A 15,679-nucleotide genomic window follows, 5' to 3' on the forward strand; every position below is an offset into this window, starting at 1 on the left:
ATACAGCCTTTCTCGTAAAGATGAGGTATAATACTGCGGATAGCTAAATTGAGTGACTAATGAAATTTTATCCAGTAGAGTTCCGTCAGAAAATTCTAGACTGTTATTATAACGAACCCATCTCCCAACGGCAATTAGCGAAAAGATTCCGAGTGGCTTTAAGCTTCGTACAAAAGCTTTTAAAACAATCTCGGGAAACGGGAGATATCCGTCCGAGGACTCACAGATGTGGTCGCCATTTAAAGCTCACTCAAGGACAGATACTCTCGCTCGGAGAGTTAATCGAAGAAAATAAGGACGCAACTCTAGCCGAACTATCGGAACTGTTTCGGGAGAGAACCGGTATAGTGCTAAGTGTCGCGACGGTGGGAAGAATGGCCGAACGGTTGAGAATGACCCGAAAAAAAAACTCTACACCCTCCCGAAAAAGAGACGGAAAGAGTCCAAAAACTAAGACAAGAATACTGGGATAAAATTCGAGACGTGGACGAGGAAAAGCTGATCTCGCTAGACGAAGCGGGTTCCAATCTATCGATGACCCGAACCCATGCCCGCTCGCTAAAAGGAACGAGAGCGCACGGGACTCGACCTCTAAAAAAAGGAAGAAATGTTTCAACGATTACCGCGATCACGAAAAATAAAGTTCTCGCTACGGCAAATTTTTTAGGGGCGGTAACCGGGATTGTTTTTGAAGCGTTTATGCTTCGACAAGTACTTCCTAAGCTTTGGAAAGGTGCGGTAATAACTATCGATAACTGTAAAATCCATTTTAGCGAAGAGGTTAACCAAGCGGTGGAAGAAAAAGGAGCGAAACTAATTTATTTACCTCCTTACTCTCCCGACTTCGCCCCGATTGAAAATTTTTGGTCAAAAATCAAATCTATCTTGAGAAAATTAAAGCCAAGAACTTATCGAGAGCTAGACGAGGCTTTAGAAAAAGCTTTTAAGCAAGTCTCGGAGAAAGACCTTCGTAATTGGTTCGCTCACTGTTGTTATTGTACCTCATCTAAATGAAAAAGGCTGTAACTCCCGCACCGCTTGAATTTGAGTCGCCCCGCGTCCTAACAGCCGTAACCACAGGGTTTCGGGGAGGACGGGTAAGCGATCGATCGCGACGATCGCCGTCCGATAAGCCACGGGAAAAAAATAGATTCCCTCGCACCACCGCTCCACCTCTAATCTAGCGCCGAAACTCTCCAAAAGGGCAACCGTCGTCGAGGGCGCTAAAATCCAGAGACGGGGCAAATCCTCCTCGTTCCAAGTGGTATTTTCCCGTCTCGCTTGGCGCCGGGTTCCCGCGAAAACCGTGAACAGTTTCAGGATACAGTCACGAGTCTCGCTTCTCGTTGGTGGATTTCGATACGGTTCGAGCAACGCGCTACTACTCGCGATCCTCCCCAAAATTCCTAACTCATCCGATATTTCCCCGAGATTCGGGTTAGGAGAAAAGAAAATATCGATCTGTCGGGTAGCGTCCGCGACCTCTTTACTAATCTCCACCGTTCCGAGCGGAGAAAGTAGTTCTTCTAGGTAATTCTTGGCGAATCGATCGTGCGGTTGTCGCGTCATACTCACTCTCTCGCTTGTAATTTCCTCACCAACTCTTGGAACGGTTGCCAATTATCCTCGGAGTCGATCGCTTCCCACACCGACTCGATCGCCGGGCGTAGAAGCGCCGTTCTCGGGTTAGAATGCCGTAAGCGATCGCCCACGCTATCCATCTCCTCGATCGGCAATTGATTCAACACCCGAAAGTATAATTCCTTCCAAGACAACCAATCCCCTTTCGGAAGATCGATATTCTCTAAAATTACCGAACTATCCATCCGCCAACCGTGATCGAACTGCTCCGCTAACGTGGCGAAAAATTCGTGATAACCGACGCGAGTATCCTGCAAAATCTCGATCGTTTTTGTTACCAGATCGGTCGCCTCGGGAGCCGATATATTCTCGAATCCTAGCTTCCGTAATAACAGGCGATCGTGATAAAAACGGTAATGTTCGTCGAACTTTCCCAATGCCGAATCGAGATCCAACAGCGAAACGACCATCGATAAAGGCGATTGCAATAATTCCAAATTCAACCGACAGATAAACGGCTGATTTCCGAAACTATACCGCCCCCCGTGGTCGAAATAGGCCGCCGTAAAGCCCGGATTATAATTCGGGATAAACGCGTAGGGTCCGTAATCGAAACTTTCCCCCGTGATCGACATATTATCGGTATTGAGAACCCCGTGACAGAAACCCGCCGTCATCCACTGCGCCGCTAATTTCGCCACTCGTTCCACGAGAGCGCGATAGAAATTGATATAGCGGTTATCATCGTTGACAACTTCGGGATAGTAAATCTCGATAACGTGATCTAATAATTTCCGAATTAAATCCGGGCGTTTAATATGAAATAAACGCTCGAAGGTTCCGAAACGAATATGAGAACGACTCGCGCGCACCATGACAGAAGAACGCGTCGGCGAGGGTTCATCCCCGCGCCACAGAGATTCTCCCGTCTCCACCAAACACAAGCAACGCGAGGTTGTCACCCCCAACCCGTGTAAAGCCTCGGCCGCTAATACTTCCCTCACCCCTCCTTTGAGGGTTAATCTCCCGTCCGCGTGACGCGAATAGGGAGTCCGTCCCGATCCCTTCGTCCCGAAATCGTATAATTGTCCGTCAACACCCCGAACCTGTCCGTAGAGAAAGCCGCGTCCGTCCCCGAGAAACGGGTTATACTCCCCGAATTGATAGCCGTGATAACGCAGGGCTAAAAACGGTGTCACCGCTTCAAATTTTCCGAAAGATTCAACAAAATGCCCGTCTAGTGTTTTTTCTGGCTCGATTCCCAGTAGGGGTAATAGGGCATCGTTGCGAAAGCGGAGAATGTGACGGGGAAATTCCGCCGCCGCTACCTCATCGTAAAAATCCTCGCCCAATCCTTGCATCGCGCCCTCGTATTCGAGGAAAGGAAAGGGATTCGTCAGTGGTTCGGTCATAGTAAATTCGAGCGTCGCGCGTCCGGAACGATACAGTAGTTTAAGGTATCCCTTACCCTATCAAACACCGATGCCCGATTCCATAATGTATCAAGGCGATTATTTTGTCGTCCTCGAAACCGATCGCGACGAACAATTTCACACCCCCGACGAGTTACGCGATAAGTTAAAAGCCCTCCTCGAAAGCCGTCCCGATATCCGGGTGCGGGAATTAGAGCGATTTTCCAGCCCCGAGGAAAAAGCCGTCCACCTGAGAGATAACTACTGCGAGTTGGACGTGGGCGAGGGGGAATACCTACAATGGTACGTCGTTCGATTGGAAAAATAACGGTAGGGCGATAAGGCCTCGATCGCTCGCCGATTCCAGACCCGAAGCGCGATCGACCCGGCTAAGAGCGCGAGATCGATCGTAAAATAACTCGGAGAGTCTACCGCGCATCGAACTCCCGCTCCCCGAAAAAACATGATCGAATTAACCCCTCCGGCCGCTAGAGAGATCCGACGCTGGCAGAACAGTCATCGCCGCGACGGGAGTTATTTACGTCTCGGCATCCGCTCCGGAGGCTGTTCGGGACTTTACTATACTTTAGAATTAACCGATACGAGCTGGGAAAGCGATCGAACCCACGAGAGTCAGGGAATTCGCGTCCTCGTGGACTCTTGCGACGAACCGAGAGTACGGGATTTAAAACTAGACTACGCCGAAGATCTCATGGGGGGCGGCTTCCGTTTCAGCAACCCCGACGCGGTAAATCCCTGTAGTTGCGGCCTATCCTTTAGCGTCGGGTGAGTTCGGGCGCGAAAATTTTCCTTGACATGGCGACTTGTAAGTTGCTAAGATAGCCTTTTGTCAACGATTTGACCTCGGTAATAGGAGTTCAGAGTAATCCTCAATACATCCCGATCATGCCCACCATCCAGCAGTTAATACGCGACGAACGATCGAAAGCGAAAAGAAAAACCAAATCGCCCGCCCTCAAACAATGCCCCCAGCGTCGGGGTGTTTGCACTAGAGTATACACGACCACCCCGAAAAAACCCAACTCCGCCCTGCGAAAAGTAGCCCGGGTTCGTCTGACCTCCGGGTTCGAGGTAACGGCTTACATTCCCGGTATCGGTCACAACCTGCAAGAACACTCCGTCGTTCTCATCCGTGGAGGACGGGTAAAAGATCTACCCGGGGTTAGATACCACATCATCCGGGGAACCCTCGACGCGACTGGCGTGAAAAACCGCCAGCAAGCCCGTTCCAAATACGGAGCGAAACGTCCTAAACCCGCCGCCGCTAAATAATCAGCCTCGAAACCCCTCGATCGTGTCGAGAAATCCGGCTCTTCCCGAAATTTTCTCGATCGACGGTAACGAGTGTTTAGCTCCCCAGGAAAGAAATACTAGACCACAGCAAGGAATATTTCTATGTCTCGTCGCAAAAACGTTAAAAAACGTCCGATCCCACCCGATCCCGTGTACAATAGCTGTCTCGTTAGCATGACGATCCGGCGGATCATGCGATCGGGCAAGAAATCCCTCGCCGCGGGGATCGTCTACGATGCCCTGAAAACCGTCGGGGAACGTACCGGTCAAGAACCCTTGGAAGTATTTGAAAAAGCGGTCAAAAACGCTACCCCCCTCGTGGAAGTCAAAGCCCGTCGGGTCGGTGGTGCCACCTATCAAGTGCCGATGGAAGTGAGATCGAACCGCGGCAGTACCCTCGCCCTGCGCTGGCTAGTCCAGTACGCTCGCTCTAGAGGCGGAAAAACCATGGCCGGAAAACTCGCCAACGAGATCATGGATGCCGCCAACGAAACCGGGGGAACGATCAAAAAACGGGAGGAAACGCACCGGATGGCCGAGGCGAACAAGGCCTTCGCGCACTATCGGTATTAACGAATCCCGCGGGCGGTAGACCGTACCCCTACCGCTAAAAATTCTGTCAAGAAAAGTATAGAATTGTAAATAGTGTAAAAAATTCCAGATAAAATCCCATCACTGGCAAATAGGCAAGGAGGTTGCTGTGGCACGGACTATCCCGCTAGAGAGAGTGCGGAACATCGGGATCGCGGCTCACATAGATGCGGGCAAAACAACGACGACGGAACGAATCCTGTTCTACACCGGAGTCGCCCACAAACTGGGTGAGGTCCACGACGGAACGGCGATCACCGACTGGATGGAACAGGAACGCGAACGCGGTATCACCATTACCGCCGCCGCGATCAGCACCAGTTGGCAAGACCATCGCATCAACATCATCGACACCCCCGGACACGTGGACTTCACCATCGAAGTAGAACGTTCCATGCGGGTACTCGACGGTGTGGTGGCGGTCTTCTGTTCCGTCGGTGGTGTGCAACCGCAATCGGAAACGGTTTGGCGGCAGGCCGATCGTTACAAAGTTCCCCGGATCGCTTTCATCAACAAGATGGACAGAACTGGCGCGAACTTCTATAAAGTGTACGAGCAATTGCGAGATCGCCTGAGAGCGAACGCCGTTCCGATCCAGATCCCCATCGGGGCGGAAAGCGAACTAAGCGGCATTGTCGATCTCGTCAAAATGCGTGCCTATATTTATAAGGACGATCTAGGAAAAGACATAGAAGAAACCGAGATCCCCGCGGATCTAGTGGAAATCGCCGATAAATTCCGCGTGCAGTTGGTGGAAGCCGTGGCGGAATCCGATGAAGAACTCCTAGAAAAATACCTAGAAGGCGAAGAACTGACCGAAGACGAGATCAAACGCGGTCTACGAGCGGGAACGGTCGCCGGGACGATCGTGCCGACGCTCTGCGGTTCGGCGTTCAAAAACAAAGGGGTACAACTGCTGTTAGACGCGGTAGTGGACTACCTCCCCTCGCCCCTGGATATCGCCGCCGTCAAAGGGCTTCTCCCCGACGGTACGGAAGCGACCCGGCCCGCCAAGGATGACGCGCCCTTCTCGGCCCTCGCGTTCAAGATCATGGCCGATCCCTTCGGTCGCCTGACCTTCCTGCGGGTGTATTCCGGCGTGCTATCCAAAGGAAGCTACGCCTACAACTCCACCAAAGGAATCAAAGAACGGATCTCCCGTTTGATCGTTCTCAAATCCAACGAACGGATCGAGGTGGACGAACTGCGCGCCGGGGATCTGGGCGCGGCGATCGGTCTGAAAAACACCATCACCGGGGATACCCTCTGCGATGAGAACAACCCGATTATCCTCGAATCCCTCTTCATCCCCGAACCGGTGATCTCCGTGGCGGTCGAACCGAAGACCAAACAGGACATCGAGAAACTCGGCAAAGCCCTACAAGCTCTGTCCGATGAAGATCCCACCTTCCGGGTGAAAGTCGATCCCGAAACGAACCAAACCGTGATCGCCGGGATGGGTGAACTGCACCTAGAAATTCTGGTCGATCGGATGTTGCGGGAGTACAAGGTAGAAGCCACCGTCGGCGCGCCGCAGGTCGCCTACCGGGAAACGATCCGCAAACCCGTCCGCGCGGAAGGGAAATTCATCCGTCAGAGCGGTGGGAAAGGCCAGTACGGTCACGTCGTGATCGAACTCGAACCCTCCGAACCCGGTAAGGGCTTTGAATTCGTCTCGAAAATCGTCGGTGGCTCGATTCCCAAAGAATACATCGGTCCGTCCGAACAGGGGATGAAAGAAGCTTGCGAATCGGGGATCGTGGCGGGATATCCCGTGATCGACCTGAAAGTCACCCTCGTCGATGGCTCGTTCCACGATGTGGACTCCTCGGAGATGGCCTTCAAGATCGCCGGTTCGATGGCGATTAAAGAAGCGGTGATGAAAGCTTCCCCCGTTCTGCTAGAACCGATGATGAAAGTCGAGGTGGAAGTCCCCGAAGACTTCATCGGGAACGTGATCGGCGATCTCAACTCCCGTCGGGGGCAGATCGAAGGTCAAGAAACCGAGGGAGGAATCGCCAAAGTGGCCGCCAAAGTTCCCCTGGCGGAAATGTTCGGTTACGCGACCGACATCCGCTCGAAAACCCAAGGCCGCGGGATCTTCACGATGGAGTTCAGCCATTACGAGGAAGTCCCCCGCAACGTCGCCGAGACGATTATCGCCAAGAGCAAAGGGAACGGCTAACGCGATCGGTAGGGGCGGGGTCTCCCCGCCCGATCGGGAGTCGGGAGAATCCTCGCGATTGTCCTCTCTCTCCCCGAAAACCAGAAGATAAGAAAACAAAGGAACAGTAGATCAATGGCACGCGCTAAATTTGAACGGACGAAACCCCACGTAAACATCGGCACGATCGGTCACGTTGACCACGGCAAAACCACCCTGACCGCCGCGATCACCATGACCCTCGCCGCTCTCGGGAAAGCCCAGGCGAAGAAATACGACGAGATCGACGCGGCTCCCGAAGAAAAAGCCCGCGGGATCACCATCAACACGGCTCACGTTGAATACGAGACCGAAGGCCGTCACTACGCCCACGTTGACTGTCCCGGACACGCGGACTACGTGAAAAACATGATCACCGGTGCCGCTCAGATGGACGGCGGTATCCTCGTGGTTTCCGCCGCGGACGGCCCCATGCCCCAAACCCGCGAGCACATCCTTCTCGCCCGTCAGGTCGGGGTTCCTAACCTGGTCGTGTTCCTCAACAAAAAAGATATGGTGGACGACGAGGAATTACTCGAACTCGTGGAACTGGAAGTGCGCGAACTTCTCAGCAATTACGACTTCCCCGGAGATGACATCCCCATCATCGCCGGTTCCGCGAAAGAAGCGCTCGACTACATGACCAAAAATCCCAAAGCCCAAAGAGGGGAAAACGAATGGGTAGACGCGATCTACCAACTCATGGACGCGGTGGATAGCTACATCCCCGATCCCGAGCGCGACGTGGATAAACCCTTCCTGATGGCGGTTGAAGACGTGTTCTCGATCACGGGTCGGGGAACCGTCGCCACGGGTCGGATCGAGCGCGGGAGAGTCAAAGTCGGTGACAACGTGGAGATCGTCGGCATCAAAGATACCCGCAGTACCACCGTTACCGGGATCGAGATGTTCAAGAAGAGCCTCGAAGAAGGTTTGGCGGGAGACAACGCCGGGATGCTTCTCCGCGGTATCCAGAAAGACGACATCGAGCGCGGCATGGTTATCGCCAAACCCGGCACGATCAAACCCCACACCAAGTTCGAGGGGGAAGTGTACGTTCTCACTCAAGCGGAAGGTGGCCGTCACACGCCGTTCTTTAAAAACTACCGTCCCCAGTTCTACGTTCGGACGACCGACGTGACGGGAACGATCACCGACTACACCGCCGACGACGGTAGCGCCGTAGAAATGGTCATGCCGGGAGATCGGATCAAAATGACCGTGGAACTGATCAACCCGATCGCTATCGAACAAGGTATGCGTTTCGCTATCCGCGAGGGTGGTCGTACCATCGGTTCCGGTGTCGTTTCTAAAATTCTCAAGTAGGCCGACCTACTGATTAACGGGGCGGTGAGCGAAAGCCGCTCCGTTTCTCGTCTTTATCCCGTACCTTGACAATTCGACCGGTAAAATTATGGCCACCTTACAGCAACAGAAAATTCGGATTCGTTTGAAAGCTTTCGATCGACGCTTACTCGATACGTCCTGTGAAAAGATCGTCGATACTGCCAATAGAACTAATGCCACGGCGATCGGCCCGATTCCCCTACCGACGAAACGGAAAATTTATTGTGTCCTGCGCTCTCCTCACGTTGACAAGGACTCTCGCGAACATTTTGAAACCCGTACCCATCGCCGCATTATCGACATCTATCAACCTTCCTCGAAAACGATCGACGCTTTGATGAAACTCGATCTTCCCGCGGGGGTGGACATTGAAGTGAAACTCTAAATCTGAAAAAGAGATGTTAGTAATAACATCTTTTTTTTACAACATTTTTTATGGATAGCTATAGCAATACGCCTCACGGTTAGGGCGTACATTTGTTTCGACAACCCTGGAATCTCCTTTCCGTTTACGGTTCCCTCAAGGGCGGGCTCGCGATGTCCTAATCATCTAACGTAGTGCTATATCAGTTTTTATACCGATCGAAGGTAAGGGCTTTTTTCGGCTCTCCAGGATAGCGGGTGAAGAATTTTCACTTTTTTTTCTTATCGAGATAAGGCTAACACGGCGATACAGATTCCTAAACTCAAACCGACCACGACTTGAAAGGGGGTGTGGCCGATCAGTTCCTTTAAGCGTTCCTCGTTGAATTCCTTACCTTCTTGAAACATCTCGTCGAGGAGCTGGTTGAGGATGCGGGCTTGTTTTCCCGCGGCCTGACGGACCCCGGCCGCGTCGTACATGACGATCACCGCGAATAGGCTGGCGATGGCGAATTCGGGGCTAGACCAACCCGTTTCTAGCCCCACGCCGGTCGCTAACGCCCCGACGAGGGCGGAATGGGCGCTCGGCATTCCCCCGGAAGAAACGAGATAGCGTAAACTGATCTTCCCGTCGCGGAACAGTTCGATGATCGCTTTTAATCCTTGCGCGATACCACAGGCTAAAAGAGAGACTAGCAGTATTTGATTGTGGAAGACCTGCCCGAAGTCCTGCATGATCTCGCTGTAGTGATTAGTTTTTACGGCTGACGATATAACGGGCGATCGCTCTCAGGGGTTCCGCGGCCGGGCCGTAGACGCTCAAGCGCTCGATCGCTTCCTCCACGAGTTCCCGCGCTCGCGACATCGATCCCTCGATACCCCAAAGACTCGGATAGGTGGCTTTTTGTGCCTGGAGGTCTTTTCCGGCGGTTTTGCCCAATTCTTCGGTGGTGGCGGTGATATCGAGGACATCATCGACGATCTGGAAGGCCAGTCCGATATTTTTCGCGTACCGGGTGAGTCGATCGATATCTTCCGGACTCGCGCCGGCCAGGATCGCCCCGGAAACGACGGAAGTTTCTAACAGCGCCCCCGTTTTGAGCGTGTGAATAAAGCTGAGGGTTTCGGCGGAAATATCGGGTTTTCCTTCCGATTCGAGGTCTAGTACCTGTCCGCCGACCAAACCGGCCGCCCCGACCGTGCGACCGAGACGGGCGAGTACGTCAATAATTTGTAAGGGGGGAACACCGCGGGTACGCGTGGCCACGTACTCGAACGCGTAAGCTAACAGACCGTCCCCGGCCAAAATAGCGATATCTTCGCCGAAAACTTTGTGATTGGTTAATTTTCCCCGACGGTAATCGTCGTTGTCCATCGCGGGGAGATCGTCGTGGATCAGGGACATGGTGTGGATCATTTCCAGCGCGCAGGCCGTGGGTAGGGCCATCTCGATCGATCCCCCGCTTAACTCGCAGGACGCGAGACATAAGATCGGCCGGAGGCGTTTCCCTCCCGCGAGCAGGGAATATCGCATAGCCTCGTAAATTTTCGCCGGATCGCCGATCGGGAGCGATCGATCCAGCGCCTCCTCGACGATCGCCGCGCGTTCCTGTAGGTAGGAAGCTAAAGAGAAGGTTTCGGCTTGCCCGATCTTTCGTGCTTGTTCCCCGGTAGTAACCATGTCTATCTGTCTCGAACCGACTGTCTTTACAACTATACAGGAAACGAGACCCCGAATCGACATCGCGCTCGGGAGAGGGAATCGACCTCCTGTTAAAATCAAAAATCTCTGGTCGGGACAGGATTCAGGAGTCAGGATTCAGGAGCCAGGAGGAGGAAGGAGAAGTAAAGAGCTTTTCAAGGTATAAAACTCTTTTTTGTCGGAAATATTCTTGAAATTGTATTTTTTAAGTTAAATTCGGCTGTAAACTCTCACTTTTTCGGCAGGGGGAATCAACGATAAAAGGGAATGATAATCTGGATTAACTTCTGTAGCCGCCTCAAGGCGATTAATTGACGAATTTTCGGGTTAATTTCGGGAGGATAGGGACTGGTGGCGATTTCTTCCCGTAATAGCGCGTATTCCGCCGCGGTAAGGGGGCGATTGTCGAGAGGAGATCGGGCCTCGGTGATGATTTCCGTCCGCGCTACCTCTTCCGGGATCTCCTCGGGAGGCGGTAATTGTGCCAGAATCGGTTTTCCCGAGGAGAAAAGGCCGATCGTGGCGAGAATGATTATTTTATCCGCTTTCATATTTTAAATCCTCGCGATCGCTTAAAAATCGATTTATGTAAAGATAGGGAACGATCGATCGACATTTGACAACTTTATAACGTTATCGTTCCTGTTTCTGGTTTCTCGATGCGTTACGCTTCGCTAAACCACCCTATAGTCTGCCTCCCGCCTCCTGCCTCCTTAAAATCCCGGTGGTAAAGGTTCGCGACATTGCCGGTGGATCTCCTCGATTTTATCGAATAACCAGGGATAGTTCTGACGGTAGCGGGGGAGTAAGGCTAGGGGACTCAGTAAGCCTGAAGCGGCGATATCGGCGACGCTGAGGGAGTTTCCGACGAGGTAGGGTCGCTCTTTCCAGATAGAGAGGATAAAGAGCGCGTTTTCCAGTCGCTCGCTCGCGAGTTTCACCGTCGCGGGGGTGATTTTATACTGTCGGCGGACGACGTTGATCACCAGTTGACTCGATAGGGAGGGATCGATCGATTTTCCCTCCCCGGCGCGATAATCGTAGTAGACGAAGCGCGTCGCCACCCCGATACTTTCATCGAGCCAATCTTCGAGTAACCAAGCTTGTCGGCGATCGCTTTCCGCTTCGGGAACGAAGGATCGATCGGGGGCGTATTTTTCCAAATATCGTAAAATTCGGGTTGAATCCGCCACGACTTCCGGCTGTCCCGACTCTTCGGGCAATAGCACCGGAAGGGTGGTTAACCCACCGGTGAGCGGTTTGAGTTTGAGCGCGTGTAGTCCGGGGGTTAGGTTCTCGACTCGATACTCGATTCCCTTGTATCCCAGGGCTAAACGGGCTTTGCGGCAGTAATGGGAGGTGCTGAATTGAAGTAATCGCATGGATCGTGTCGCGGTAGGGAAATATCCCGATATTCTGGCGAGTCAGCGGGGTTAGAAGCCGGGAATCGGTGGGCGATCGAGGATTTCCCGCCTTAAGCGAAGATTTTTTTGAGGGAGTCAAAACCCGCTTGAAAAACTCCCTCACCGATTAACTGTATCAAACTCGGTTCTTGTGAGGGGTCGCAGTCGAAGTTCGCCGTCCATAGCGCGTAGGTGCGATCGCCGTCGGTAATCGGTTTCAGGTTTAAGGTGGCCACGTAGTTTTTTACGGGCATGGGAGCTTCTAAAATGGAGTAGGTGCAGGAATAATCGACATCGCTTAATGCTAGTAACTTTTCTCGGATATTTCCGCCGCTTTTTAGGTTAAAGTTGCGAATACAACCGACTCGATCGCTCGGTTCCCCGTTTTCGATATAACTATCGGCGATCGCCGGATGCCAGGCGGGAAGCGCGTTAAAATCCCGGATTTTCCCCCAAACCGCATCGATCGGCGCGTCGATCGTGGAACTGATCAAAATTCTGGTCATCGTATTTCACTCGGATTTCTGGCTATTTTTTCGATATTACTCCAGAATGGCGAGCGATCGACGGATGGAACTCTCGAAACTTTTATCGATCGGTAGAACCGTTTACTTGTTCATGGTTGGTTTGAGGAGCGAAACCCGAGCCATGAGAAAAGATTTTCAAGTCGATCGAGAATCGCGAGCGCTGTTGCCGTATTTTCTATCCTACCGCGTGTCGCCGATGAGAATAAACGGAGACCGGAAATAGGGAGGGCGATCGATCTGGCTAAGTTTAGTCGGTTGCGTGGCTTTAATCTTACCTAATTTCTGGCTGGAAATTCTGATAGAAACCGATAAATTATTTTTGTATAAAAATTTTTATTTTTCGCTAGGGTAGCCTAACCGGTTTACTCGTTAAGGGGATGATCGTTGATCGTTTACCCCATCTTAACCCGCGCGAGAAAGTTCGAGCGATCGTCTCGCCGGAAATTCTCAACACGGAAAGTTTTACCCGTCCGTAACGCGACATCGCGATTAAATTAGCCCGCGAGTCCGGAAAACAAGCTTTAGAAAATCTTCGATCGATTATCGATCGCTTTCGAGACCGCTTACCCGGATTTATGAGGTTCGATCCCCGTAGAAACCGATTCTACCGGAATTAGATCCTCGGTAGAATCGGCATCGGTGAGAGCGATTATTGAAGAGCGATCTATTTTTAGGGAATACGCGTTCTCAAATCTCTCGCGAGCCGTCAACCGCGGAACCGATTTTCCGGGGACGAGAGAGATAGTTAGCGATCGCTTTCCCAGGATTCCCCACCGATCAGATCGATTACCCGATCTCTCGGTAAAAAATCGTTTTCTTCTAATTCTCCCTCGATACAGCGCCACTCGCCGCTCGAAAAATACTGACAGAGCGTGTACAGCTTCTGCTGGCGACTGACGCGACCTTTTTCGACTAAATGGCGGGTTTCCTCTCGAATCGTCTCGATCGAATAACCCCGGTTGATTGCCTGCATTTTCCGATCCCCTGTTCTCGATACGCTATTTTTTATCGCTCCCGGAAGTCTTATCCCGTACTTTATCCGGCACTTTATAGTATAGGCTTTTCCGGGTGAGAAATCCGTGAAAGGGGGCAGGCGGAAAGCCCGGACTCTCGCGATACGCTTTTCCCCTTGAAAAGAGGAGCTTATATCCGATTGGCTTCGGACAAGCTCGATTATCGTCCGCTTAATTTCACCGCGCCGATACCGCCGAAATATAGCCCCATCACCGCGCCCGCGAGGAGGGATTGCGTGAGAGGATCGGTAGAGGGGGTTAAAACCGCGCCCAGAATCACCGCGCCTAGCACCACGTAGCGCCATCCCGATAACATCTGTTTCGAGGAGAGAATGCCCAGAAAACTTAACACCAGTTGAATGACGGGAATCTGAAAGGCGAGTCCCGTACTGAAGAGCAGGAGTAAAACGAACTCGAAATAGCGATCGATCGACCAAGCCTGCTCGACCACATCCTCGCCGTAGGTGATAAAAAAGTTTAAAGCGGCGGGAATCAGGGCGATATAGGCGAAAACCAACCCCGCGAAGAATAAAACGCTCGATCCCAACACCACGGGGCCGATTAAACGGCGCTCGCGACGGGTTAACCCCGGCAGGACGAAGAGGATAATCTGTAGGAGGATGACGGGACTGGCGATCAGTATCCCACTATAGCCCGCTACCTTCAGGGAGACGAAAAAGAATTCCCCCGGCGCGAGTTGCAGGAATTTCACGCCTTTCGCGGGAACTTCCAAGATCTGCACGAGGGGTTTGACGAAGACGAAACATCCCGCGCACCCCACCGCGACGGCGATGAGCGAGTAAAAAATCCGGCGGCGCAATTCTTCGAGGTGATCGAATAGCGACATCTCGACTTCGCCGGGAAGTTCATCGAGGGGATCGATCGTTTCTCGCTCTAGGGGAGTTTGCACTTCTGGGGATGTCATGGTTGGTTCCGTAGCGCTCGACAAGACAGGGATAAAGAGCTTTTTTGCAAAATTGACCGATAAAGCCAAGAATCGAGAATTTGTAGATAGTAAGATCGATTCGATCGTTTTTTTTACGGTAATTATTCTGGATTCCTCCCGGACGTTCCCTATCCACGCGAGAGATCCGGGCAAAAAAGCTATTACCCATCCTATCGCATCGATCGACGAGATCCCCCTCTCGGAAAATTTGCTATAGTATAGGCAATTACCGACTGTTTTGGTAAAATCAACCATAAAGAGGCAACGTGTTCACCACTCTCCAGAAGCCCGTTCGATCGAGCCTACCCGACGACCTATTTACCGCGATTAACGACCTAAAAAAGAAATTAAACGCCGTCATTCTCGCCCACTACTACCAAGACCCGGATATACAGGACATCGCGGACTATATCGGCGATTCTCTAGGGTTATCGCGGCAGGCCGAGCGGACGAGCGCCGACGTGATCGTGTTCGCGGGGGTTCATTTCATGGGAGAAACCGCCAAGATTCTCAACCCCGATAAATTGGTACTTTTGCCCGATCTCGACGCGGGATGCTCGCTCGCCGATAGTTGCCGTCCGGAAGAATTCGCCGAATTTAAAGCGAGATATCCCGATCATCTGGTGGTTTCCTATATCAATTGCAGTGCCGAGATCAAGGCGATGAGCGATATTATCTGCACCAGTTCCAACGCGGTGGATATCGTGCGCCAGATCCCCGAAAACCGGCCGATTATCTTCGCTCCCGATCGAAATTTAGGGCGTTACGTCATGGAACAGACGGGGCGGGATCTGGTTCTCTGGCAGGGAAGTTGTATCGTCCACGAGACCTTTTCCGAGCGCGCGATCGTCCGTTTGAAAGTCGAGCGTCCGGACGCGTCGGTGATCGCCCATCCCGAATGCGAACCCCCCGTCCTGCGTCACGCGGACTATATCGGTTCTACCACCGCGTTATTAAAACACGCGCGCCAAAGTTCCGGGAAAACTTTTATCGTGGCGACGGAACCGGGTATCATTCACCAGATGCGAAAAGAAGCGCCCGATAAGACGTTTATTCCCGCGCCGGCGATGAATCATTGCGCCTGTAACGAGTGTCCCTATATGCGGTTGAACACGCTAGAAAAACTCTATCTGTGTATGCGCGATAAAACCCCGGAGATCACCCTTCCCGAAGCGATCCGCGAGAAGGCGCTCCGTCCCATCCAGCGAATGCTAGAAATGTCCGCGTGAGGTTTTATAATACCGAAAAGGTATCGGGCGATCGATCGCCTTCGATCG

At 52.3% G+C, this 15,679-nt stretch carries 17 protein-coding genes and 1 pseudogene; 9 read left to right on the forward strand and 9 right to left on the reverse strand.

Annotated features, from left to right (window positions below):
* The first annotated feature begins 59 nt into the window (after nt 1–59).
* Nucleotides 60–1,014 (forward strand): IS630 family transposase gene (locus V0288_RS18340; RefSeq protein WP_332866600.1). Its coding sequence is split into 2 segments (ribosomal slippage): nt 60–400 and nt 399–1,014, totalling 957 coding nucleotides; the frame shifts between segments, so codons are not numbered across the junction.
* Between the two features lie 9 nt (nt 1,015–1,023).
* On the opposite strand, the pseudogene V0288_RS18345 reads toward V0288_RS18340, so the two are convergent.
* Together V0288_RS18345 and V0288_RS18350 are read right to left on the reverse strand one after the other, a co-directional pair.
* Nucleotides 1,024–1,569: pseudogene (locus V0288_RS18345) on the reverse strand (hypothetical protein); the annotation flags it as partial.
* A 2-nt stretch (nt 1,570–1,571) separates the two neighbouring features.
* Nucleotides 1,572–2,993 (reverse strand): protein adenylyltransferase SelO, encoded by a 1,422-nt coding sequence (locus tag V0288_RS18350; RefSeq protein WP_332866602.1) that lies wholly within the window; start codon nt 2,991–2,993, stop codon nt 1,572–1,574.
* A gap of 70 nt (nt 2,994–3,063) precedes the next feature.
* Between V0288_RS18350 and V0288_RS18355 the strand changes: the two genes are divergently transcribed.
* From V0288_RS18355 to rpsJ, 7 genes are all read left to right on the forward strand, one after another.
* Entirely contained in the window at nt 3,064–3,321 is a 258-nt protein-coding gene (locus V0288_RS18355; RefSeq protein ID WP_332866603.1) for a CRR7 family NDH-1 assembly protein, read from the forward strand.
* Nucleotides 3,322–3,456: 135 nt separating this feature from the next.
* The gene (locus V0288_RS18360) at nt 3,457–3,783 is read left to right on the forward strand and encodes a HesB/IscA family protein (RefSeq protein WP_332866604.1); all 327 of its coding nucleotides are present in this window, start codon (nt 3,457–3,459) and stop codon (nt 3,781–3,783) included.
* A 116-nt stretch (nt 3,784–3,899) separates the two neighbouring features.
* Nucleotides 3,900–4,286: a 30S ribosomal protein S12 gene (rpsL, locus tag V0288_RS18365; protein WP_332866605.1), complete on the forward strand. Its 387-nt coding sequence runs from the start codon at nt 3,900–3,902 to the stop codon at nt 4,284–4,286.
* 123 nt (nt 4,287–4,409) lie between these two features.
* Nucleotides 4,410–4,880, forward strand: coding sequence for a 30S ribosomal protein S7 (gene rpsG, locus V0288_RS18370; RefSeq protein WP_332866606.1), 471 nt, complete (start codon nt 4,410–4,412; stop codon nt 4,878–4,880).
* Nucleotides 4,881–5,007: 127 nt separating this feature from the next.
* The gene (gene fusA / locus V0288_RS18375) at nt 5,008–7,083 is read left to right on the forward strand and encodes an elongation factor G (RefSeq protein ID WP_332866607.1); all 2,076 of its coding nucleotides are present in this window, start codon (nt 5,008–5,010) and stop codon (nt 7,081–7,083) included.
* A gap of 114 nt (nt 7,084–7,197) precedes the next feature.
* Nucleotides 7,198–8,427: an elongation factor Tu gene (tuf, locus tag V0288_RS18380; RefSeq protein WP_332866608.1), complete on the forward strand. Its 1,230-nt coding sequence runs from the start codon at nt 7,198–7,200 to the stop codon at nt 8,425–8,427.
* Nucleotides 8,428–8,515: 88 nt separating this feature from the next.
* Nucleotides 8,516–8,833 (forward strand): 30S ribosomal protein S10, encoded by a 318-nt coding sequence (rpsJ, locus tag V0288_RS18385; RefSeq protein WP_002800099.1) that lies wholly within the window; start codon nt 8,516–8,518, stop codon nt 8,831–8,833.
* A 260-nt stretch (nt 8,834–9,093) separates the two neighbouring features.
* On the opposite strand, the gene V0288_RS18390 is transcribed toward rpsJ, so the two are convergent.
* The 7 genes from V0288_RS18390 to tatC all read right to left on the reverse strand — a co-directional run bounded on the left by V0288_RS18390 (nt 9,094) and on the right by tatC (nt 14,381).
* Nucleotides 9,094–9,546: a divergent PAP2 family protein gene (locus V0288_RS18390; protein ID WP_332866609.1), complete on the reverse strand. Its 453-nt coding sequence runs from the start codon at nt 9,544–9,546 to the stop codon at nt 9,094–9,096.
* Between the two features lie 16 nt (nt 9,547–9,562).
* A complete protein-coding gene (gene crtE, locus V0288_RS18395; protein ID WP_332866610.1) occupies nt 9,563–10,492 on the reverse strand; it encodes a geranylgeranyl diphosphate synthase CrtE in 930 nt (309 codons plus the stop codon).
* Between the two features lie 272 nt (nt 10,493–10,764).
* Entirely contained in the window at nt 10,765–11,064 is a 300-nt protein-coding gene (locus tag V0288_RS18400) for a hypothetical protein (RefSeq protein WP_332866611.1), read from the reverse strand.
* A 162-nt stretch (nt 11,065–11,226) separates the two neighbouring features.
* The gene (locus tag V0288_RS18405; protein WP_332866612.1) at nt 11,227–11,895 is read right to left on the reverse strand and encodes a glutathione S-transferase family protein; all 669 of its coding nucleotides are present in this window, start codon (nt 11,893–11,895) and stop codon (nt 11,227–11,229) included.
* Nucleotides 11,896–11,987: 92 nt separating this feature from the next.
* Nucleotides 11,988–12,422, reverse strand: coding sequence for an SRPBCC family protein (locus V0288_RS18410; RefSeq protein WP_332866613.1), 435 nt, complete (start codon nt 12,420–12,422; stop codon nt 11,988–11,990).
* Nucleotides 12,423–13,188: 766 nt separating this feature from the next.
* Entirely contained in the window at nt 13,189–13,416 is a 228-nt protein-coding gene (locus V0288_RS18415) for a DUF4327 family protein (RefSeq protein ID WP_332866614.1), read from the reverse strand.
* 200 nt (nt 13,417–13,616) lie between these two features.
* Complete coding sequence (gene tatC / locus V0288_RS18420; protein WP_332866615.1) at nt 13,617–14,381, reverse strand: twin-arginine translocase subunit TatC; 765 nt, start codon at nt 14,379–14,381, stop codon at nt 13,617–13,619.
* Nucleotides 14,382–14,668: 287 nt separating this feature from the next.
* On the opposite strand from tatC, the gene nadA reads away from it, so the two are divergent.
* Complete coding sequence (gene nadA, locus V0288_RS18425) at nt 14,669–15,631, forward strand: quinolinate synthase NadA (protein ID WP_332866616.1); 963 nt, start codon at nt 14,669–14,671, stop codon at nt 15,629–15,631.
* Nucleotides 15,632–15,679: the final 48 nt, after the last annotated feature.

The sequence above is a fragment of the Pannus brasiliensis CCIBt3594 genome (assembly GCF_036688125.1).
In the GTDB taxonomy this organism is placed as follows: Bacteria; Cyanobacteriota; Cyanobacteriia; order Cyanobacteriales; family Microcystaceae; genus Pannus; species Pannus brasiliensis.